We start from the raw sequence: 23,138 nt of genomic DNA, 5'->3' as shown, positions 1-23,138 counted from the left end.
CCTCAAGATGTATAGGTTTTGGAACATCACCCCAAAATCTCTTTAATATCCTCCACCGAAAGCGATTTGATAAAGCTTTCCTCTGTGGTGATCAGCGAGCGGGCCACACTTAGCTTGCGCTGTTGCAGGGCAAGAATTTTTTCTTCGACGGTATCTTTTGTAATGAATTTGTAAATAAACACGTTTTTAGTTTGGCCAATGCGGTGGGTACGGTCTATAGCCTGTTGCTCGACTGCAGGATTCCACCATGGGTCGAGGATAAAAACATAATCTGCTTCAGTAAGATTAAGACCTACCCCGCCTGCTTTTATCGAAATCAGGAATACCCGTGTTTTTTCATCTTCCTGGAATTGTTTCACTACATCGCCGCGATTTTGCGTACTGCCATCCAAATAGGCATAAGTAATTTTTCCACGGTCGAAATATTGACGGTAAATATTCAGCTGTTTTACGAATTGAGAAAAGATGAGCACTTTATGTTTACCCTCCAGCACATTGGCAAGGGTATGCACTACGTTCTCAAATTTACCAGAGTCACCCTCGTAATCATCGTCTATCATTACCGGGTGATTGGCAATCTGCCTTAGTTTAATAAGACCCTGCAAAACGTGAATCTGCGTTTTGGCGAAGGTACCTTCTTCCAGGCTTTTTAAAAGCTCGTTTCGATATTCAGACTTGATGTTTTCATAAACCTCGGCCTGCTCTTCGCTCATCTGGCAATAGAAAAGATTTTCAGTTTTAGGCGGCAGCTCGGTTGCCACCTGCTCCTTGGTGCGGCGTAAAACAAATGGCTTGATCAGGGCCTGCAGCTTACGGGCTTTATCTTCATCCTTTTTCTTTTCAATCGGCGTTACAAACTCATTCAGGAAAAATTGCTGCGCACCAAGCAAACCCGGATTGATGAACGACATTTGTGTCCATAAATCATTTACCGAGTTTTCAACCGGCGTTCCGCTCAATATCAGCTTAAAACGTGATTTTAATTGCCGTACCGCCTGGAACGATTTTGAGGAAGGGTTTTTGATGTTTTGGCTCTCATCCAGGATGACATAATCGAAAAAGTAGTTACTGAACAGATCGATATCTATACGTATAATACCATAAGTGGTTATTACTACATCATAATTGACAAACACCTCCGGCGACTTATACCGAAATGTACCGGTATGCACCATCAGCCTTAATTGCGGACTGAACTTTTTAGCCTCGTTAAGCCAGTTATAGATAAGCGATGTGGGCATAATCACCAGCGAAGTAGCTTTGCCACCCGCGGCCTCCGTATCTTCTTTATGCTTTTGCAGCAATGCCAGGGTTTGTATAGTTTTACCCAGGCCCATATCATCTGCCAGGCAGCCGCCAAAATGGTAATCTTTTAAAAAGTGAAACCAGTTATAGCCAGCTTTCTGGTAAGGACGCAAATCGCCCGCGAAATTTTGAGGCATAGCCACATCCTCCAGTTCGTCAAAGTCAAGCAGCTTCTGCAGCTTCCTGTTCATCGTAACGCTGGCCATTTCGCCTTCCTCAAGGGCATTTACCAGGCCGATGTGCTGTCTGCGCAATTTGATAGCGGTATCACCATCAGAAAAGTGCAGCAGGTTACCGTATTGGGAGAACCATTTCTCAGGAATAATGGCAATCTCTCCCGAGGGCAGCAAAAATTCTTTCTTGCGGTTAAGGATATGATTTTTTAGCTGGATAAAAGGTATGCTATAGGAACCGAAATATACGATGGCCTCAATGTCGAACCAGTCGTTATTCTCCGAAACAGTAAGGTCAATCTTGCTGGCGCCGAATACATAGCGTTTCTGATCGCGGGAATCCGGTTGCTCAATTTCAAAATCTTCGGCTACCAGCTTATCATAATGCTGGTTAATCCATTCGAACACCGAAAATGAGTTATTGTCCTCATCGTCGTTAACAGCTACTTCCAGGTTTTTAAACATGGCAGATGCCGTTTTCAATCCAAGCGCCTCCAGCTGCGCGAACTTATTTTTCTCCCACGTAACCGATCGTTTGATACGGTGGAAAGTATAATCATCGCCATTTTTTTCCATTCGCACCGAAATCAGGCGTTCATCACCGTAAGGGAAAACGTAACCCGCATATTTAAAATAAAGCTGGATCTGCGACGTGCCGCCTTCTATGTAAATCGGTTTAATTACCGGCCGGGCATCATATTTTTCAGTGTTGATGGTAAAGCCTTCGGCATACACGTGGTGTTTTTCGATAAGCGGCGCTACAAACTTTTCAAAATACGAGTGCTCGGAAGTTTTGGGAATAGCTATATACCGCTTGTTTAAAAATGGCACCAACTTTTTACCTTCAATCTCTTTCTCAAAATAGTAAAGGGTGTCATCAAGCAGCATCCATGCCGGGTGGTTACAGACAACCTCGGCATTTTTAAACATAAACTCAATACGCATACCCTGGTATTTAATGGTAGGGAAATAGCGTATTTCCTCTTCATTGCGCCTGAAATGAAACAGTACCGAAGCCGGCTCCGCAGCCATTTGCAGCTTGCGCTCGGCAGGATAGCCCTCTTTGCTCATCAGGTACAGGGGTTTGTCCTTCAGCAACGCCAGCGCTTCGGCCATTCGTTTTTCTATTTTCGGACGCAGCATATCAAAAAGCTGGTCGTTAAATACTTTGGTAAAAAACTCAAACGGACGGATAGGCTTTTTGTAAAACTTTTTAATCAGGTTTCCCTGCTCCATTTCCTCAAGTACTTTAATTAGTTTAATATCCAGCTCGTCGGCATAGTGGGCAAACTCTTTAGCGGTATTTGAAAAAAGGCGCTGGTAGGTAAGCGAAAATTCGCCATTGGGGTTCAATTGAACTACGTGGGGTTCAATTACGTACGATAAATATTCATGTTTGGCAATGGCATAAATAATCTGGCAAGGCTTGCTGCTATCGACACGTAACATAACTTCTGATAAAAAAATTTATAGAAGCTACATCAAGAAAAAATTCAAACGTAAACAGAATTTGGGTGAAGTAGAAATATTTTTTTCGAAATAGTTGCTAACAAATCCGCCATGGATCGCTGTTGATAGCTCATTGGCATGATTAACGTTCTATGGCTATTGACTATGGTCTTTAGACTAAACCTCCACTTCACCTTCAAACACCTTTTTTGCAGGTCCCTCTAAAAATATATTTGTAAACTTAAGGCCGTCATAATCAAAGCGGATGTTCAAGTCTCCGCCCAGTACTTTTACCGGCGTAGTGATGTGGCCTGACTGATTATTGTGTTTGGCCATAGCCAGCGCTACTGCAGTAACGCCGGTACCGCATGCATAGGTCTCGTCTTCAACGCCGCGTTCAAATGTGCGCACAAAGTAGCCTTCTGCTGTTGGTTCTACAAAGTTGATGTTGATGCCCTCTTTGCGGTAAGTATCATTATTGCGGATGGCGTACCCTTCCTCGTAAACATTTTTGTCTCTAAGGTTTTCTGCAAAGGCGATGTAATGCGGTGAGCCAGTATTGATCACATAAGCGTCCTGATCACGATTGACGGTATCTACATCAATCATCTGCAGGCTTACCCAATCTCCTTCTGCTGAAATTTTGGCATAGTGCGGGCCATCTACTGCCAAAAAGTTTGTTTCACTGTCAAAAACTCCAAGGTGTTTGGCAAAAGCTACAATGCAGCGTCCTCCGTTACCGCACATGCTGCTTGGCTGGCCGTCGGAGTTGTAATAAACCATCTCGAAATCGTAGCCGGCAATGTTTTGCAGAAACATCATCCCATCGCCGCCAATGCCGAAACGCCGGTCGCATAACCTGGCAATTAATTCTGGATTATGGTGATTGACGGCATTATTGCGGTTATCGACTAAAATAAAGTCGTTCCCGGCGCCCTGGTATTTATAGAAATGTATTTTCACGGCTATTAATTAATATACGAATGTGCAGGTGTGCAAATGTGCGCACGATTGTCGCTTTTTTTAATCATTTGCATGTCAATACATTCGTTAATGGTTAAGCTAATTTTCCCTGGTTTTATTGATTTAACAAAATTTAACAAAAATACACATAACTTAATATAGGTTATGACGTCTATATGGTATTAAATTTGTTTTGTAAAACAATATAAAAGAAAAGTGAGAAACAATATGAAAAAGTTTGGTTTAACATTATTGACTGCCTTTGTTGGCGGGGCCATGGCTTTGGGAGCATACAAGATTATTGAAAACAAGTATGCCGACAACATGAGCTTCGAGGATAAACAAAAGGTGTACTACGCTACAAGTAATCATTTAACCCCAACCCCAAACACAACCACTTTGTCATCGGCCGGGCAGGTCGATCTTACCCAGGCAGCGGCGGCGGTAACGCCTGCGGTTGTCTATATCCGCACTACTTACTCCAATCAAACGGGTAACGACCAGCAAAGCCAGCTACAGCAATGGTTTGGCGATATGTTCGGTCAGCGCGTACGCCCTTCTGGCCCGCAAATGGCCTCGGGTTCCGGCGTAATTATTTCGCCTGACGGCTATATCGTTACGAATAACCACGTTGTGGAGAAGGCTGATAAAATTGATATCGTAACTAACGACCATCGTACTTATCAGGCAAAAATAATAGGTACCGACCCTAATACCGACCTTGCCCTCATCAAGATCAATGGTCATGACCTGCCAATAGTTAAGCTCGGTAACTCTGATGCCGTTAAAGTTGGCGAATGGGTGTTGGCTGTAGGTAACCCCTTTAAGCTTACATCAACCGTTACAGCCGGTATCGTGAGCGCAAAAGGCCGTGGCATTGGTATTATCGGAACGGAGAATCAAGAGGATGAAAATCCTTTTGGCCGTACCCAGTACCAGTCAAACCAGCCTAAGCTTAACCGGGCCATCGAGTCGTTTATTCAGACAGACGCAGCCATTAATCCTGGTAACAGCGGTGGCGCATTGGTAAATACTAACGGCGAATTGATCGGTATTAACTCTGCTATCGCTTCACATACCGGCTCGTATGAAGGTTATGGTTTTGCTATCCCTATCAACCTTGCGAAAAAAGTATTAGATGATATTGAAAAATACGGCGCTGTAAAACGTGGTTATGTAGGCGTAAGCTTTGCCGAACTTAATCCGGACAATGCCAAAGAACTAAAAGTTAACAGAACCTACGGCTTATATGTAAGCCAGGTTGTACCGGGCAGCGGCGCCGAACAGGCAGGTCTGAAAGAAGGCGACATTATTACCAAAGTTGAAGGCAATACTGTTTATGAGTCTTCAGACTTGCAGGAACGTGTCGGCCGCATGGGCCCTGGTGATAAAATTCACCTGACCGTTTTACGCGGCGGCGATGAAAAGAACTTTACAGTTACGCTGAAAGCTGATGCCGGCGCGCCAAAAATGGCTGTTTCCAAATCGTCTGAAGAAATGTTCAACAGGATAGGTGCAAGCTTTGTACCGCTGAATGCATCGCAAAAAGCTAAGTTCCATGTTAACAATGGCGTAATAGTTACCCAGGTTAGGGAAGGCGGCTTGTTCGACAACACCGAAATCCCTGTGGGTTCTGTAATCAACCAGGTAAACCGTCAAACCATCAATAGCGTTGATGACCTTGATCGTGCATTGAGCAACCCGCGGAATGGCATTCTGTTGATCTCGGGTGTTTATCCTGACGGTTCAAGATTAAAAGTTGCTGTGGAAGTGCAGTAACAGAAAATTTAAGTGATTATATAAGAAAAGAGAGCCTGGTGAAATTGCCGGGCTTTCTTGTTATACCTCAACCAGTGATTTACTGGTGATGGTGGTTTTTTGGGTAATATCTTTTATAATTTCATCGAGTTCACCTGACGAAACCTGGAGCAAATTAATAATTTCTTCCTTCTCTTTCTCATTAGTTTCGGCAGACAGCAGTGTAATTAATCCCATAATGCGCGCTAATGGCGCCCTTACCAGGTGCGATTGTATCCAGGATATTTCCCTGAGCGTTTTGTTTTGCATCTCAATTGTTTGCACATACTTTTTGTGCTCGGTAATGTCGCGCCCGGTTATACAGGCGCCTGCAATTATTCCGCCTTCAAAAACCGGCGTCAACGCAAAATGTATCCATTTGGTCTCGCCGTTTACATAAAAATCGCGGTCGTATTCAATCGTTTCGCCGTTGTGTACGCGGCGCAACAAATCTTTAAATCCTGCCCTTAACGCAGACTCCACAAAATCAAAAATACTGCGGCCTGCTTCAAACTCAATTTTATTCTTATTAAATATTACCGACTCCCTGGCTTTTGAATTTGATGTGATAATATCATTGTCAGTGTTCAATAATACAAATCCTTCATTCGTGTTATCAAATATGGCGCGAAGATTTGACTCCGACTGTTTAACCTTTTCGTTCGATTTCTGAATTTCCGCCCGGCTTCTTACCTGCGCTGTAATGTCGGTTGCTAAAACAAGCTTGGCTTTGTAACCGTTAAATTCCAGGAAGCTGCTTTCTATTTTTACGTTGATCTGCTGCCCGTTCTTTTTTAAATGAACGATATTGTCGTTATAGAATTTATGCTCATTCTTATGAAACTGAACCACCTGCTCAATGCCCTTTACATATTGCGCCGGACGAATTTCTCTTATTGTTATATTTAGAAATTCCTCTTTGCTGTAGCCGTATTGTGCGATAGCAGCCTCGTTAACATCCAAAAATTTCAGCGACTCCACATCAAAAAGCCACATGGGCTGCGGGCTGGTTTCAAAAATGGTTTTATACCTGAGTTTCAGCTGGTCCTTTTTAGTGATGGACAATTGCAAGCCGTTAAACATTTTATGAATAAGCATAACCAGCACAATGCTTAGAAAAACAAGATTCGAGCTGAAGGCAATCCATTGCCCGGCTGAATAGTCATTTTCAATAGCTGAATTAAAAGGCTTCAGATAAATCAATGCAGCAAAGCCGGCGAGTATTGAGGTATTGGCGATTATTGACCAATAGCTGAATTTTACCGGAAATATAAGTGCCGTTAAAATTGTAATGGCGAATAAGTAAAATATCCCCGGGCCTATATACCCGAGGTTTGCCGTCAAAAAAACTGCCAGGAGGTAAAACAAAAAAATGACAATAACTTTTCTGCTTCGCAATTTCAGTCGGCGGGCAAATGTGCTTACTGCCAGGAACACCATGCAGAAAGTGTCGATGATCCCGACAACCGGGTGGCCCGTAGTAAACGATATATAAATGCCGGGTACAGCGGCTATAAAGCTTACCGGGAAACAATAAATCAGGAATTGTATAAACAGCCGGTCTTTCCAGTTATTGATATCGTCTTTATCGGTCTTGACGTCATCGGCCCAGCGGGTTTTCACGAATCGCTCATAGCGCAGCATCCCTTTTCGGACGTGATTTACAGACATTAATTATAAATTAGCTTTTATGCATTTTACGAAAAATAGCGAAAATGGTTGTGGCTATTTATAGTAAATACACCAGTAATATGGTATTTATGCCTGACTGACTTGCCAATCAATCAGCGATCAAATAGATTAGATAATTAATGGAGCATACGCAGATGCTTCACTGGATATTTTTCATTACAGGAGAGATTTTTCTTTATCAATGGCTTCATTGATGGCTAGTGTTTCGGTTTGCGGCTGTAGTAAATTTTGCGAAGAGAAGTTGGTCAACTGCAGTTAAACCCATTGAAAATAATTAAAGTTGCTGATCGCGAATATGCCCTTACTTATTCTTTTGTGCTTTGGATCCGATATTTTTTTTGCCGGCATTCCAAAAGGCGTGCAACTCCTCATTTGATTGAATTGCCAGCTTTAATCTTTCCCCTGGCGGTTTAGACAACCAGATTTCAAGCTGAAGTTTTTTTACATGTTCTGGTGTATCCTCCACTATATAACTAAATTGAATGTTTTCAAATTTAAAGTATTTATCCAGTAATTTACATATTCCCTTTGTAGGTCGGGTAATGAAGAAAGGTTTTTTATATCTTCCATTTGTATGGCGGATTGCAATTGCTGTATCCATATGAGCTTTGAAATTAACAGGTCCTCTTTTGATACAGCGTAAATCTGCATATCTCCAAAATCTACTAATTGTCGCCGCTCAAACTCAGCCAGCCTATAGTCGTTGTTTTTCCGGATTACAAAGTCGGCCTTGAATCCTGAAACAGGGTCTATAATATTGAACATGCTTTGCCGCTCAATAGCATCGATTATAGCTTCTTTACTGCAATAGAAATCGGCTTGAAAATAGTTAACAAACTCATCCACGTCTTCAGGACGGAGGTTAACAACAAAATCAAAATCCCTGGTGGAGCGGGGAACCATATAAAGACTCATCGCCATACTGCCTGACAGCATATAAGGAATTTGCCGGGAATCAAAGTATTTTATTATATATTTTAAAAAATCAAGCACACTCAAAGATAAGCATTAGAATTACCCTGTTTATAAAACTTCGCAATTCTTATCCGGTTTCCTATTTTTGCCCCATGATTATGGGGAGCGGGAAATCTTTCAATTTACTAAATCAGGACCTTTTATTGTTGCCACAGCGGGCCGTCTACTGGAAACAGGAAAACGCCCTTATTGCTGCCGATGTGCATTTGGGCAAAGTAGGCCACTTTCGCAAGGCCGGCATAGCCGTTCCGCGGGATATGGAACAAAACGAACTGGCAGTGCTGTCTGATCTTATATTTGAGCATAAGCCGGAAAAGTTAATTCTGCTCGGCGATTTTTTTCACAGCGACATGAATGCCGACTGGGACTGGTTCATTCTTTGGCGCAGCCAGTTTCCAAAGCTTGAAATTATACTGATACGCGGCAATCACGATATTATAGACGACAGTCACTACCTGCAGCTTAATATCAGCTTACATGAGCAGTTGCTTATCGGGCCTTTTCTGATGCTGCACCACCCATTAACGGACAGCAAACTTAAAGATACCGAAGGCTATGTATTTTGCGGACATATACATCCCGGCGTAAGATTGATCGGCCGTGGGCGGCAGTCCATTACATTGCCATGTTTTGCGTTTGGGCAAAAGCAGGTTGTGCTGCCCTCCTTCGGTAAATTTACCGGGAAAGTAGCCATACGCAGCAGTAAAAGCGACAAGATATTCGCGATAGCAAAAGATAAAGTGCTGACGATTGATTAAGGGTGCTTCTTCAAATATTCCCCAACTTCGAAACCAATACTTTTCAAGCCTATTTGGGGGACTAAGATCGTCCAGTTGCCGTCGAGCAGGTAATAGCTTGGTATCTCGGTTATATTATAATTCGCTGCATTGGGCGAGTCGTTGCCTTTAAGGTCAGATACTTGCATCCAGTTTAACTGATCGTCTCTCAGGGCTGTTTTCCACCAATCCGGTTTTGAATCGAGTGATACACTGATAAAAGCTACATTATTTTTAACATCCGGTTGTTCCAGCAGCGTTTTAATCTGGTCGTGGCTGGTCCGGCTGAATGAATTACCGGCCTTCCAAAAGTCCAGGACGATTAACTTTTTATGGATGCTTTTAGGGTCGAATGGTTTTCCGTCCGGCGTGTTACCCTCCAGTGCGGGCGCCTTTTTTCCGGCTACCAGCTTTACCATGTGGCTTAGCTTATCCCCTATTTCCTGCCCGTCTTCACTTTGTTGTGCGGCAGGCGAAAGAGTTTTAAACAGCGCATAGTAAGTAGCCGGGTCGCCCTCATAGTCAAGCTTCGAAAAAATATGAGCGGCTATTTCACTTTGCGGATATCGTTTTAAAAACTGCCCGAAAACAACAGCATTGGCATTTCGCAGCTTAGCTTCATTTTCCCCGAGCTTAGCCAAAAGGCTATTATAAGCGTCGGGCGTTAATTTGGCGTAATCGTCTTTAAGCTTTTTGTTAATCTTTAATATCTGTTGTTGTGCGCCTGCACTAAGGCTATCAGCCATCGTATAAAATGACGACAGTTCTGCCTGGGCTTTTGAAGGAGAAGTAATTTTGGGATATTTATATAGCTGACTTGCGGTGGCTCCTATAGTGTATTTGCCACCATCCAGGTAAACTTCAAATTCGCCGCGATCCTCGTTATTGCCATCTTCGGATATACTCATTTTATAGAAGCCCGGGTGGTTAAGCCGCTTTTGCGCTATGGCAAACTTCCCGTCTTTAATATTTTCGCCAAACACAGTGCTGTCTGCCATGTTTTTAATTGTAAACACACCGCTCTTTAAACCGGGTACACTCCCGGAAAATTCTATTTGTGCTTGTTTTTTGCAGCCGGCTATTACAACAGCTATTGCGATAAGATAAGGGAATTTCATTTGTGTGGTTAGAATCGGTTAACAGTTAAGAATCAAACGCCAAGATATAAAAAAGAGGCACAGAAATAAAACTAATCATCACAAGTCAGCAATTGCGCTTAGGTCCGGGTTCGTGATCCTTTCAGCCTCTTTTTAGATTGTTTCTAAATAGCTAATTCATACTCAATAAGCTGAATCCATTAATATCTTTTGGCATATAATAAATACTTTTGCGGAAAATAAATCTGACAATATAATGAGCGAATTTAAACAAACCTTTAACTCGTCGTTAGGGAAAAAGCTGATAATGGCTTTAACGGGCTTGTTTTTGTGTACGTTTTTAATTGTGCACCTTGGCGGCAACCTGTTGCTGTTCAGAAATGACGATGGCTATGGTTTCAACCTTTATGCTAATTTCCTGACGCATTTTCCGCCAATCGAGGTGATAGCATATATCCTTTACATCTCGATTGTAATACATGCTATCTACGCCCTGGTCTTAACCATCAAAAACCGCAAGGCAAGGCCTGTAAGCTATGCAACACCAAACAGGTCGCCCGCTACATGGTCGTCAAAAAACATGGGGCTGCTGGGCTCAATCCTGCTGCTGTTCATTGTAATCCACATGAGTGATTTTTGGTTTGCCTATAAATACAGCAACAAGGTGCCTTATAAAGAATACCGTACAGATTTAGCGACTGATAAGACCACCTCACAAGCGTTCACGCCGGTAACGTCTGATTTTGAAAAATCGGTAACTACAGAAAATAACGTTGAAGTTATTAAAGTGAAAGATTTGCATGCACGGGTAGCAGAGAGCTTTAAAAACCCGGTGTATGACTTATTCTATGTGATAGCCATGATAGCGGTAGCCTACCACCTGCTGCACGGCTTTCAGAGTGCTTTCCGCACATTAGGATGGACGCACCGGAAGTATACGCCTATTGTTGAATTTGTAGGTACCTGGCTGTTTGCTGTAATAATCCCTGTAGGATTTGCACTGATGCCGATTTGGTACTATTATATAAATGTTATAAGTAAATAGTTGACTAAGTTAGATTAGTTGATTAAGGAGCAGTTGAACGGGGAAACCTGGTCAGCAACTCAACCTGATCAACCACTCACTAAATATAAAAGAGAAATGACTTTAGATGCTAAAATTCCAAAAGGTCCATTAGCCGAAAAATGGAGCAAGCATAAATTCGACTTAAAGCTGGTTAACCCCGCCAATAAGCGTAAATACGACGTGATTGTTGTAGGTACGGGTTTGGCCGGGGGAGCAGCAGCGGCATCACTGGCCGAGCTGGGCTACAACGTAAAAGCGTTTTGTTTCCAGGACAGCCCGCGCCGTGCGCACTCTATTGCCGCGCAGGGTGGTATAAACGCCGCTAAAAACTATCAGAATGATGGCGACAGCGTTTACCGCCTGTTTTACGATACTATTAAAGGCGGAGACTACCGTGCCCGCGAAGGAAACGTTTACCGTTTGGCCGAGGTGTCGGTGAATATCATCGATCAGTGCGTGGCACAAGGCGTTCCGTTTGCCCGCGAATACGGCGGCTTGCTTGATAACCGGTCATTTGGTGGTGCGCAGGTATCGCGTACATTTTATGCCAGGGGCCAAACCGGGCAGCAATTATTGCTGGGCGCTTATTCAGCGCTAAACCGGCAGATACATTTAGGCAAGGTTAAAATGTACACCCGTACCGAAATGCTGGACGTGGTGATGATTGATGGTCATGCCAAAGGTATAGTTACCCGTAACCTGATTACAGGCGCGATTGAGACACACAGCGGTCACGCGGTATTACTGGCAACCGGGGGATACGGCAATGTGTTTTACTTATCTACCAATGCTATCGGCTCAAACGTAACTGCTGCGTGGCGCGCGCATAAACGCGGTGCATTCTTTGCAAACCCCTGCTATACACAGATACACCCGACCTGTATCCCTGTAACCGGCGACCACCAGTCGAAGCTGACGCTGATGTCGGAATCGCTGCGTAATGACGGACGTGTCTGGGCTCCGAAAACCCAGGCTGTTGCCGAGCGCCTTCGCAAAGGAGAGCTTAAAGCTGCAGATGTGAAAGAAGAAGACAGGGATTACTTCCTGGAAAGAAAATATCCGTCATTCGGCAACCTGGTGCCACGCGACGTGGCTTCGCGTAACGCCAAGGAAATGGTTGACGACGGAAGGGGCGTAGGCGGTTCGGGCATAGCCGTATTCCTTGACTTTGCTGACGCCATAAACCGTTTGGGCAAGGACGCCGTATCTGCAAAATATGGTAACCTGTTTGACATGTACTACCAGATCACTAACGAAGACCCATACACCCAGCCAATGCGTATATACCCCGCGGTGCATTACACTATGGGCGGTCTTTGGGTAGATTATAACCTGAGCACCAACGTGCCCGGCCTGTATGCTTTGGGTGAATGTAACTTCAGCGATCACGGCGCCAATCGCCTGGGTGCATCTGCACTGATGCAAGGCTTGGCCGACGGCTATTTCGTTATACCATATACATTGGGCGATTACTTAGCATCAATAGGGCCAAAACCGGTGGATATTAAGCACCCGGCATTTGAGCAAACCAAACAGGAGGTTATCGCCCGGATAAATAAGTTGCTTGCCCTAAAAGGCAACAAAACAGTAGTTGAATATCACCGTGAACTGGGCCACATTATGTGGGAATATTGCGGAATGGCGCGCACCGAAGAAGGCCTGATCAAAGCTAAAGGTTTAATACGCGAGTTAAGGGCCGACTTTTGGAAAAATGCCAAAGTAGTAGGCGAGAATGATGAAGTTAACCCTGCCCTTGAGCGTGCCGGCCGCGTAGCCGACTTCCTGGAATTGGGTGAACTGATGGTTGACGATGCCCTGCAGCGCAAAGAATCATGCGGCGGTCACTTCCGCCTGGAATCGCAAACTCCTGAAGGCGAAGCGCTTCGCGACGATGATAATTTCTCGTTTGTTGCAGCATGGGAGTACACCGGTGACAATCAGCCTGAAAACATGCATAAAGAAATGCTCGAGTTTGAATTTGTTCATCCGTCACAACGTAGTTATAAATAAGTCTAAAGTTTAAAGCCTTGAGTCGCTTACCGGCTCAGGACTTTAAACTTAGGGCTCAAGACTTAATAATATGAGTACTGGAAATATGAATTTGACGCTAAAAGTCTGGAGGCAGAAAAATGCCCAGACCAAGGGCGCTTTTGTTACTTACAAGGCTGAAGGCATCTCGCCTGACATGTCATTCCTGGAAATGCTCGACGTGGTAAACGAGAGCCTTATCCATAAAGGCGAGGAGCCTATCCATTTTGATCACGATTGCCGCGAGGGTATCTGCGGAATGTGTTCGCTCTATATCAACGGGCATCCGCACGGGCCTAAGCAGGCAATTACAACCTGCCAGTTGCACATGCGTTCATTTCACGATGGTGAAACTATCGTGATTGAGCCATGGCGTGCCGCTGCATTCCCGGTTGTGAAGGACCTGGCGGTTGACCGTTCAGCGTTCGACAGGATACAACAGGCGGGTGGTTTCGTCTCGGTAAATACCGGCGTTACTGTCGATGCGAATGCTATCCCTATCCCAAAGGTAATTGCCGATGAAGCCTTCAACTCGGCTACATGTATAGGTTGCGGCGCCTGCGTAGCGGCTTGTAAAAATGCATCCGCTATGTTATTTGTTTCTGCAAAAATTACCCAGTTGGGTATGTTGCCCCAGGGCCAGCCCGAGCGTTACAGCCGTGTGCAGGCTATGGTAGCGCAAATGGATGAAGAAGGATTTGGCAATTGCACCAATACAGGCGCTTGCGAAGCCGAATGTCCTAAGGAAATCAAAATGACCAATATCAGCCGCATGAATAATGATTACTTCAGCGCCAAGCTGTTCAGGCAGGAAGCTGCACATGATCATGCGGGCGGTGAATAGATAGCACACAATTGTTTAATTACGATAAGGCTCCGTGGGAAATCACGGGGCTTTTATTTTTTAATTCGCTGTGGATAATTACATTCGTTGCAGCGTCGCCACAATTAAAAGGCAGCTACAACCCGGCTGTTTGCCCGGCAGGATTTACCCGGCCATGGTTTACAGGTACTTTACAGTTTTTTATGTAAACCCTTGATGTAACTAACTGAAAATAAATTAATTAGACTGAAACGTTGGAGCCAAACCTGCAACCATTATTAATTTACAATAAACTATTGATTTACAGATATTTAACAAAAAATCTATATTTCCTCCCTATTGCCTAATATGGCCGTTATCGGTTTGTTGGTTACAAGGCATGCAACATCAGCAAACGCATTACCGTTTTTCATAAAACACCGGTTCTCTGCTATATATCTCAATTCAATCAAGGCAGTTTATCAATAGTAATGCGCGAAAAAGTAACACAATGCAACCATTTTTGTAAGAATATCGTCTTGCCTTAAAACCCTATAAAGATGATGACCTTACCCTCTAAACTAAAATGTGCAGCAGTAATACTTTTGCTGACCACAACTACTGTAATCGCGCAAAACAAGTATAAAACCAGGCATATCGGCAATAAGCCCCGCGATGGTTCGGCAAACAGCAGCTTCGACCTGCGAAAGGGCAACCAGGTAGGTGTTAAAATGAATATCGGGCACAAGCCGGCACAATTGCTGAAGTTTCATTTCGATGTGGAGAACGGCAACAGTGATAGCCTTAGATTTAAAGTGAATGTTTACAGGTTCAATGATGATGGTCCGCAGGAAAAGCTGTTCACGCAGGATATCTATGGTGCAGCGCCAAAAGGGAAAAGCTGTGTAAATATCGATCTCGAACCCTACCATCTGCAGACAAAAGGCGCCATATTAGTCGCTATTGAGAGCCTGGCTGATTATGGCGGAGACAATCATTTTCCCGTAGTTATATTAAACGGAGGCACCTGGACTTATAAAGACAGCCATTGGAAAAAAATCCCGGTAGTTGGTGTCGATTTTAATATGCTGGTTAGAAGGATATAATTTAATAACCGGTTTGCCGGGCATCCCGCGAAAATGAAGGGGGCGCGCTGAATTTGATTAACATTAACTTAACATAGCCGTAATTTCCTGTTAATCTGTTAACCTTACCTTTACAACACTGCTAACTGACAAAGCAGAGCTGGTTCTTAGTGTTAAACGATCGTTAAAAAAGCATTAAAAATTAGTTTCAGCTTAAGTCAGAAGGTTGTAAGTCCGTAATTGCAATCTTAGCGTAGAGTAAATGTTTAAGTAAATTAATTCCATTAACCGTTCGCTAAAATCAATTGAGCTATGAAAAACAACAGTCAAAATCAAAACCGGGAAATAACGCAGATCCAGGCAAATTCAGCAGATGAGTACTGGACAAAAAAATATGGTGTATCCACCGACGAACTAAAAGCAAAAAGCCATCGCATGAGCATAACCGACAAGATATTGGAGGTTGCTGCAAAAAACAAAACTTTTAGCTATTAAGCCCCGAAAGGCCTAAACGATTTAACTAAAGATTTTTAGTCCGGCTCTGCAATCGCGGGGCCGGATTTTTTTATCATCTCGCCTGTCGATGCTCAGGCTACTATTTGTGCCGCAGTAAGTAATTCCATTGGAGCATTTTTTTACTGATCTTGTTTGTGGAAATAGTTTTTTCCATTTGCACATCCCCGCATCAGAAATTCGCACATCAATCATCTGCACATCCGCACATCAAATAAATTCCTATCTTGCGAATTACTTTAATGTTTAATTATGTCCCAACTCTGTTGTATAGGTCATATCACGTCTGATAAGGTAGTTACAACCAAAGCTACTAAACACATGCCTGGTGGCACGGCGTATTATTTTTCGTGCGCAGTAAGCAAGCTGGATATTGATTACTTGCTGGTGACAGCATTGGCCCCCGCCGAGATGCACTATGTGACAGCCCTGCGAGAAAAAGACATAAACGTGCAGGTACTGCCAAGCGCCCATACTGTTGTTTTTGAAAATATTTATGGCGAAAACCAGGATGAGCGCACTCAAAACGTTTTGGATACGGCCGACCCGTTTGAGCCAGGCGGGCTCTCTGATGTAAATGCGCAGCTATTTCATTTAGGCCCGCTGCTGGCAGGCGATATGGATGTTGAGCTGATAGCAGAGCTGGCAGCCAGGGGGCGTGTAAGTATTGATGTGCAGGGCTACCTGCGCAGGGTAGAAAACCAAAAAGTATATGCCACGGGCTGGCCGGATAAACAGGCAGCACTTGCCTGCGCAGAGATTGTGAAAGCCGATGTTGCCGAATTGCAGGCCTTGACTGGATGCGAAACTACTAAACAGGGGGCGCAACAATTAGCCGAATGGGGTGTAAAAGAAATTGTAGTAACCAACGGCAGCCACGGTTCGGAGATTTTTCAGGACGGAAAACGCTATGTCATACCGGCATTTGCCCCCCGGGAAGTTGTGGATGCAACGGGCTGCGGCGACACCTATATGGCGGGCTATCTTTATCGCCGGCTTAAAGGGGATGATATTCAGCATGCAGGAGAATTTGCAGCTGCTATGGCCAGCCTTAAAATGGAGGCCTCGGGCCCATTTCTGGGGACTGAAGATGAGATTAATGATTTTTTGAATAAGCACTCAGGCCGGCTAAATTCTGCAGAACTGGGAAAAGAACCGATATCCTGAACATATATACAACTCTCTTTTTGTTAACAGCCATCTTAAAGTCACATATTGAATAAGGCCGGCCCAATCGGTTATTCTGTCAATTAATTTGATCAATTAAAACTTATCTTTAACCAAGTATTCACAGAAACAATTGACCGAGCTCAGCCCCTCTAAACGAACCTGGACAATATTTAAGCGCAATAAGCTCGCTGTCGCAGGCCTGGCCCTGATTGTTTTAATGCTTGTGGTAGCTGTACTAGGTTATCTTATAATGCCCGATTCTACCCCACTTGCTAATAACATGACGATACAGCTTAGCGTGAAAAAGCCCGGCTCTTCATTCACTATACTTCGTCTCCGCAAAACGGAACCGGTCGACACAGTTAATTTCTTTAACAAAATGCTCTTCGGTCAGCCTTCCTTTTACAGGGAAATACCCATTACCGGCTACCACGTAATAAAAGACTCCATATATGTAAACGAGTATATCGGGGCAGAGGATAAGCCGGAAAAGAAAGCTTACAAATTTACTCCCCCTTTGGGAGGCCGGGGAGCTGATATTATCCAGCGCACGTATTGGTTCGGAACTGACATTTACGGCCGCGACCTTTTAAGCCGTTTGATTCTGGGCACGCGCATATCTTTATCGGTAGGTTTAATGTCTGTTATTATAAGCATGCTGCTGGGGGTAAGCATAGGGGCTATTGCGGGTTATTTTGGCGGATGGATTGATGCGGCCTTAAGCTGGCTGATGAATATTTTATGGTCGTTACCTGCATTACTCCTGGTTATTGCCATTTCGTTTGCGCTGGGCAAGGGGCTATGGCAAATTTTTATTGCCGTAGGCCTGTCTATGTGGGTTGAGGTAGCACGCCTGGTACGCGGACAGGTTTTAAGTTTAAAACAGGTAGAATACATAGAAGCAGCGCGCTCACTGGGATTCAACAACGCACGTATTATCACCAGGCATATTTTGCCAAACATTATCGGCCCGATACTGGTTTTAGCATCATCCAACTTTGCATCCGCCATATTGCTCGAAGCAGGATTAAGCTTCCTGGGGTTTGGTGCGCAGCCGCCTATGCCCACCTGGGGCAGTATGATTAAAGAGCATTACGGATATATTGTAATGGATTCGGCATACCTGGCTATTATTCCGGGATTGGCTATAATGGTGCTGGTTTATGCCTTTAACCTTGTAACGGTAGGATTAAGAGATGCTTTTGATATAAAATCACAAAGTACCCGCATTTAAAAAAATAATCTTTATTTTAGGCTGCCCTTCCCAATTAACTGATGGATAATATTGACGAACTCTCAGCCGAAGACGAACTGATACGCTTGCTGCTTAAACGGCAAACCGAATTAAACGCTTTGCTTGAGGTTACGCAGGCCATTAACAAGGACACAGCCACCTCTACCCTGCTGCAGATGCTGCAGGTAATTCTAAAAAGCTATCTGCAGGTTGGTAAACTTAGATTTTTAATAGAAAAAGACGGCACTTATGTGCTGTTATCCAAATATGGTGGCGATATTGAGCCACTTACCGAGCTGCATAAAGCCTGCCTTAAACTGGGGAAATTTAAATGGCCAACCCCGCTTGCCAATAATGAAAATCCGCTGCTGGCAAAGTATGACTACTTTATTCCTATTTACCATAAAAAGAAAGCTTTGGCTTTCGCGCTGATCGGCGATTTCAATACTTCAAGCGAATTGCTCAACAACGATCTTAATTTTATCCAGACCGTAATAAACGTTATTGTAGTAGCGCTTGAAAATAAAAAACTTTTCCGCGAAAGGCTGCAATCAGAACGTTTTCAGCGTGAGATGGAACTTGCCGTTGAGGTGCAGAATATGCTTATTCCGTTAAAAGCCTATAAAGACAAAAGTGTTGAGGTTAGCGCGCGCTATATCCCTCATCAAAACATAGGCGGAGATTATTTCGACTTTATACGTTTGAATGAGCATGAATTTTTATGGTGTATTGCAGATGTGTCGGGCAAAGGTATTTCAGCGGCGCTGCTGATGGCTAATTTCCAGGCCAGTTTGCATGCATGGGCAGCTGTAGAAGACGATTTGGCAAACATCATTGACCGCCTGAATAAAGTTGTTATTAATAACACCAAAGGCGAGCGGTTTATCACCCTTTTCCTTGCTAAATATAACGAACGTACACATAAATTAAGCTACATAAATGCCGGCCACAATGCAACGGTGATGGTACTCAATGGCGAAAATATCTCTCTTAAGCTGGGTACTACCATGATTGGCGTGTTTGATGAGCTGCCCTTCATTAACCAGGGTGAAGTTGACATTGAACCCGGCACTATGATTGTAAACTACACTGACGGCTTGATGGACCACGAGCACCCCAACAAGAACTGGACTGAAGAAAGTTTGCTGGATTTTATTAAAGCTAACGGGCACTTATCTCCAAATGATTTCAACCAGTTGCTGATGAACCACATTAACCTTGTTATAAAAGGTAAGCCAATTGATGACGTGACGCTGCTAACGCTCAGAATATTTTGATCTTTGTTGTAAAGTTGAAAGGTTAAAAAGTTTTAATGTTATTAGCTGGGTTACAGTTTATGGATTTGATAGTGGTAACAACTTATTCGCGTGGCAAAAATTGAACGATTTGAGGACCTGGAGATTTGGAAATTAGCAGTTTCTATAGCCGTAGATGTTTATTTATTGTGTGACATGGAGCCATTAAAACTGACTGGGGGATGAAAGACCCAATCAAAAGGGCAGCTTGCTCAATGTCTGACAATATTGCAGAGGGCTTTGAGTATAATAACAATCCGGATTTTATTCGTTTTCTTAATTATGCTAAGGGGTCATCCGGGGAATTCCGCAATAAACTTTCAATTTTAAATTTAGCAAACAAGATTGATGACGATATTTGCCGGGAACTTTATGCCAGAAGTATCGAATTTTCAAGCAAAACTAAAAGCCTGATAGATTATTTAAAAAAATTTGAGGCAGCTAAGAAAAAAACTATATTGAAAAGCACAAAAACTTAACAAAAGAAAATAAACATTCCAACGTTACAACTTTACAACATTCCAACAATAAATGCTGTTATCACGATATCAATTCGAGTTTTTAGAGGCTGGTTGTGATGAGGCCGGGAGAGGCTGCCTTGCCGGACCGGTGTTCGCGGCTGCTGTTATACTCCCTGATAATTTTGAGCACGATTTATTAAACGACTCCAAGCAGCTTACTGAAGAAATAAGGTACCAGTTACGCATGGAAATAGAGGAGCGGGCGCTTGCCCACGCAGTCGGCATAGTTGATAACAATGAAATAGATGAAATTAACATCTTGAATGCCTCTTTTCTGGCAATGCACCGGGCAATTGAAAAACTGCACCTCATTCCCGAATTCCTGATCATAGACGGTAACCGGTTCAATAAATATAAAAAGGTGCCCCACCAGTGTATAGTTGAGGGAGACGGGAAATACTTCAGCATTGCAGCAGCTTCTATCCTTGCAAAGACCTATCGCGACGATTACATGAAAAAAATAGCCGAAGAACACCCGGAATATGACTGGCACCAGAATAAAGGCTATCCCACCGTAAAACATCGCGAAACGGTAATGAAAATAGGTTATACGCCGTATCACCGGCGTACGTTTAGAGTTACAGACCCTCAATTAGAATTATTCGGCGAGGTTTGATTTAACGTCTCACACAGCAGGCTTGGTTTAAGATTATTTTTCCATTTTTTGTAATTTCAGTGCAAAAAATTGACTATATGCTATCATCAGTGGCCCTGATTGGTCATTTTTTATATTTTTGTTAAAAAACCTGCAAACAGTTGAGGATACTAATTTTAACCCACCGCGTTCCGTTTCCGCAAAATGGTGGCTATGCAATAGTAGTTTGCAATACTATCCGCGGCCTCGTAAACCAGGGGCACGAGGTTTCATTAGTCGCCCTTAACGCACGTAAAAACCATCATGAACACACGGATGATGATAATTACCTCCTCTCTAAAATAAACTACCGGGCTTATGACATTGATACCAATGTTTCGGTATTGGATGTAGCGGTAAATCTCTTCAGCAGAACATCATTTAACATTGATAAGTATTACGACGCCGAATTTGAAAAGCTGCTGGTACGCGAACTTAGGAATAAGGATTATGATATTATCCAGTTTGAAGGCTTATATGTGTCGCTTTACCTGCCCGCTGTGCGCAAAGCATCAAAGGCAAAACTCATCTATCGTTCTCATAATATAGAGAACCAGGTATGGCAGCGAATGTCGGAACAAAAAAACGACCCCTTTAAAAAGTCGTATCTGAAAATGCATGCAAAGCGTATTAAAAACTATGAATTGCAGCAGCTGAACAGTTTTGATGGCATCGCCGTATTTACCAACCAGGACAGAAATACATTGCTGGGATATGGTATTAACATCCCCATTGAAGAATTGCCGGTTGGCCTGAACCTGGAGCATTATAAACCAGACTTTACCAAAACCGAATTTCCCAGCCTTTTCTTCCTGGGCTCGTTGGATTGGCTGCCCAATCGCGAAGGCATAGAGTGGTTTATTGAAAATTTTAACAAGGATTTAACCGACGGCGACCTGCGGGTAAAGTTTTATGTGGCCGGCAACGATATCCCCGAACGTTTTGACGACTACGACGTAATGGGCAAGATATTTATACAGGGGGAAGTTGATGATGCGCTGGAATTTGTAAACAGCAAATCGATAATGATTGTACCCCTGATGTCGGGCGGGGGCATGCGGGTAAAAATTGTAGAAGGCATGGCTATGCAGAAATGTATCATTTCTACATCGCTTGGAGCGGAGGGGATCAATTACACCAACCACGAAAATATCATTATTGCCAATAATTACGACGAGTTTTATGAGGCCATTAAGCTTTGTATTTCCGACGAGGATTTTTGCAAAAATATAGGTATAAACGCAAGAAAGCTGATGGAAGAACAACACAACCTGGAGAAGGTAACCAACATGCTGGTGTCGTTTTACGATACTATTAAGCTTTGAAGAATATCAGGACAGCGCGATTCAATAAAAAATCTAATAAATCCTTTAAATCCCTAAATCGTATTATTTTTGCCGCTTAATAATTGTAAATGAAAAATACAGCTTTAACCGAAGTTCATATAAAAGAAGGCGCTAAAATGGTGCCATTTGCCGGATATAACATGCCCGTGCAATATACAGGCATTAATGCGGAACACGAAACCGTACGCACCGGTGTTGGTGTGTTCGACGTGAGCCACATGGGCGAATTCATCATTAAAGGCGACCATGCTTTGGATTTGATCCAGCGGGTTACCAGTAATGATGCTTCCAAACTGTACGACGGTAAAGTGCAATACTCCTGCCTGCCTAATCTTGATGGCGGTATAGTCGACGACTTGCTGGTCTATCGCATCGACGAAAAAACCTATATGCTGGTAGTTAACGCATCAAACATCGAAAAAGATTGGCAGTGGATTTCAAAATTCAATACCATGGGCGCCGAGATGAAAAATATCTCCGACCGCACTTCGCTTTTAGCAATCCAGGGGCCTAAAGCCGCAGCCGCTTTGCAGAGCCTTACCGCTATCGACCTGGCTTCGATGGAGTATTATACCTTTAAAAAAGGCACTTTCGCAGGTATCGGTAACGTATTGGTTTCAGCCACAGGTTATACCGGCGCCGGCGGATTTGAGATCTATTTTGATAATGAGAATGCTGAACATATCTGGAACGCCGTTTTTGAAGCCGGCAAGCCTTTTGGCATAAAACCTATCGGGCTTGGCGCACGCGATACCCTGCGCCTGGAGATGGGTTTCTGCCTTTACGGAAACGACATTGACGATACTACTTCGCCCCTTGAGGCCGGCTTAGGCTGGGTAACTAAATTCAGCAAAGAATTTAACAATTCTGCCGCGCTGCAACAACAAAAAGCAGACGGCCTTAAGCGCAAGCTGGTAGGCTTTGAAATGATTGACCGCGGCATCCCGCGCCATGATTATGACATTGAAGACGCAGATGGCAACAAAATCGGCCGTGTAACTTCAGGCACACAATCGCCATCGCTGCAAAAGGCTATCGGAATGGGTTATGTAGATAATGCTTATGCTAAAGAAGGCACAGAAATATATATTAGTATCCGCGATAATAAAGTAAAGGCACAAGTTGTAAAACCGCCATTTATAAAATAATCATTAGTCACTGGTCAGGTAGTCATTCGTAAAAGCGAATAGCTACCTGACCAATGACAAATGGCATTA

The 23,138-nt window shown here is 43.5% G+C and carries 19 protein-coding genes; 14 read left to right on the top strand and 5 right to left on the bottom strand.

The annotated features are described in order from the left end of the window. Window positions 1–26: 26 nt before the first annotated feature. Both Q3W13_RS20030 and dapF read right to left on the bottom strand, forming a co-directional pair. Entirely contained in the window at window positions 27–2,927 is a 2,901-nt protein-coding gene (locus Q3W13_RS20030) for a DEAD/DEAH box helicase (RefSeq protein WP_302866845.1), read from the bottom strand. Window positions 2,928–3,104: 177 nt separating this feature from the next. After that, window positions 3,105–3,890, bottom strand: coding sequence for a diaminopimelate epimerase (gene dapF, locus Q3W13_RS20025; protein WP_302866843.1), 786 nt, complete (start codon window positions 3,888–3,890; stop codon window positions 3,105–3,107). A gap of 228 nt (window positions 3,891–4,118) precedes the next feature. Here dapF and Q3W13_RS20020 point away from each other — a divergent pair, with 228 nt between their 5' ends. Next, a complete protein-coding gene (locus tag Q3W13_RS20020) occupies window positions 4,119–5,669 on the top strand; it encodes a Do family serine endopeptidase (protein WP_302866841.1) in 1,551 nt (516 codons plus the stop codon). A gap of 60 nt (window positions 5,670–5,729) precedes the next feature. Here Q3W13_RS20020 and Q3W13_RS20015 read toward each other — a convergent pair whose 3' ends face one another. Together Q3W13_RS20015 and Q3W13_RS20010 are read right to left on the bottom strand one after the other, a co-directional pair. Continuing rightward, window positions 5,730–7,358 (bottom strand): PAS domain S-box protein, encoded by a 1,629-nt coding sequence (locus tag Q3W13_RS20015; RefSeq protein ID WP_302866839.1) that lies wholly within the window; start codon window positions 7,356–7,358, stop codon window positions 5,730–5,732. Between the two features lie 486 nt (window positions 7,359–7,844). Then, window positions 7,845–8,300 carry a hypothetical protein gene (locus Q3W13_RS20010; protein WP_302866837.1) on the bottom strand — a complete coding sequence of 152 codons (456 nt, stop codon included), beginning with the start codon at window positions 8,298–8,300 and terminating at the stop codon, window positions 7,845–7,847. Window positions 8,301–8,452: 152 nt separating this feature from the next. On the opposite strand from Q3W13_RS20010, the gene pdeM reads away from it, so the two are divergent. Next, entirely contained in the window at window positions 8,453–9,112 is a 660-nt protein-coding gene (gene pdeM, locus Q3W13_RS20005) for a ligase-associated DNA damage response endonuclease PdeM (RefSeq protein ID WP_302866836.1), read from the top strand. On the opposite strand, the gene Q3W13_RS20000 is transcribed toward pdeM, so the two are convergent. Continuing rightward, window positions 9,109–10,248, bottom strand: coding sequence for a thioredoxin family protein (locus Q3W13_RS20000; RefSeq protein WP_302866834.1), 1,140 nt, complete (start codon window positions 10,246–10,248; stop codon window positions 9,109–9,111). The two genes, pdeM and Q3W13_RS20000, sit on opposite strands and share 4 nt — an antisense overlap. Window positions 10,249–10,483: 235 nt before the next feature. Between Q3W13_RS20000 and Q3W13_RS19995 the strand changes: the two genes are divergently transcribed. The 12 genes from Q3W13_RS19995 (at window position 10,484) to gcvT (ending at window position 23,069) form a co-directional block, all read left to right on the top strand. After that, the gene (locus Q3W13_RS19995) at window positions 10,484–11,272 is read left to right on the top strand and encodes a succinate dehydrogenase cytochrome b subunit (RefSeq protein WP_302866832.1); all 789 of its coding nucleotides are present in this window, start codon (window positions 10,484–10,486) and stop codon (window positions 11,270–11,272) included. A gap of 96 nt (window positions 11,273–11,368) precedes the next feature. Then, the gene (locus Q3W13_RS19990) at window positions 11,369–13,303 is read left to right on the top strand and encodes a fumarate reductase/succinate dehydrogenase flavoprotein subunit (protein WP_302866830.1); all 1,935 of its coding nucleotides are present in this window, start codon (window positions 11,369–11,371) and stop codon (window positions 13,301–13,303) included. A 70-nt stretch (window positions 13,304–13,373) separates the two neighbouring features. Beyond that, complete coding sequence (locus Q3W13_RS19985; RefSeq protein WP_302866828.1) at window positions 13,374–14,165, top strand: succinate dehydrogenase/fumarate reductase iron-sulfur subunit; 792 nt, start codon at window positions 13,374–13,376, stop codon at window positions 14,163–14,165. A 518-nt stretch (window positions 14,166–14,683) separates the two neighbouring features. Then, entirely contained in the window at window positions 14,684–15,229 is a 546-nt protein-coding gene (locus Q3W13_RS19980; protein WP_302866825.1) for a hypothetical protein, read from the top strand. 291 nt (window positions 15,230–15,520) lie between these two features. Then, a complete protein-coding gene (locus tag Q3W13_RS19975) occupies window positions 15,521–15,703 on the top strand; it encodes a hypothetical protein (RefSeq protein WP_302866823.1) in 183 nt (60 codons plus the stop codon). A 270-nt stretch (window positions 15,704–15,973) separates the two neighbouring features. Then, window positions 15,974–16,888: a PfkB family carbohydrate kinase gene (locus Q3W13_RS19970; protein WP_302866822.1), complete on the top strand. Its 915-nt coding sequence runs from the start codon at window positions 15,974–15,976 to the stop codon at window positions 16,886–16,888. Between the two features lie 133 nt (window positions 16,889–17,021). Beyond that, window positions 17,022–18,125 carry an ABC transporter permease gene (locus Q3W13_RS19965; RefSeq protein WP_302866820.1) on the top strand — a complete coding sequence of 368 codons (1,104 nt, stop codon included), beginning with the start codon at window positions 17,022–17,024 and terminating at the stop codon, window positions 18,123–18,125. 41 nt (window positions 18,126–18,166) lie between these two features. Then, window positions 18,167–19,402 carry a PP2C family protein-serine/threonine phosphatase gene (locus Q3W13_RS19960; protein WP_302866818.1) on the top strand — a complete coding sequence of 412 codons (1,236 nt, stop codon included), beginning with the start codon at window positions 18,167–18,169 and terminating at the stop codon, window positions 19,400–19,402. 200 nt (window positions 19,403–19,602) lie between these two features. Beyond that, complete coding sequence (locus Q3W13_RS19955) at window positions 19,603–19,899, top strand: four helix bundle protein (protein WP_302866816.1); 297 nt, start codon at window positions 19,603–19,605, stop codon at window positions 19,897–19,899. Between the two features lie 52 nt (window positions 19,900–19,951). Further along, window positions 19,952–20,557: a ribonuclease HII gene (locus tag Q3W13_RS19950; protein WP_302866813.1), complete on the top strand. Its 606-nt coding sequence runs from the start codon at window positions 19,952–19,954 to the stop codon at window positions 20,555–20,557. 140 nt (window positions 20,558–20,697) lie between these two features. Further along, a complete protein-coding gene (locus Q3W13_RS19945; protein ID WP_302866812.1) occupies window positions 20,698–21,900 on the top strand; it encodes a glycosyltransferase family 4 protein in 1,203 nt (400 codons plus the stop codon). A gap of 89 nt (window positions 21,901–21,989) precedes the next feature. Then, on the top strand, window positions 21,990–23,069 hold the full coding sequence (gcvT, locus tag Q3W13_RS19940) for a glycine cleavage system aminomethyltransferase GcvT (RefSeq protein ID WP_302866810.1): 1,080 nt from the start codon (window positions 21,990–21,992) through the stop codon (window positions 23,067–23,069). The last annotated feature ends 69 nt before the right edge of the window (window positions 23,070–23,138 follow it).

Origin of the sequence: Mucilaginibacter sp. L3T2-6, assembly GCF_030519355.1 — a bacterium.
Lineage (GTDB): Bacteria > Bacteroidota > Bacteroidia > Sphingobacteriales > Sphingobacteriaceae > Mucilaginibacter.
This window is presented reverse-complemented; position numbering and strand designations above follow the sequence as displayed.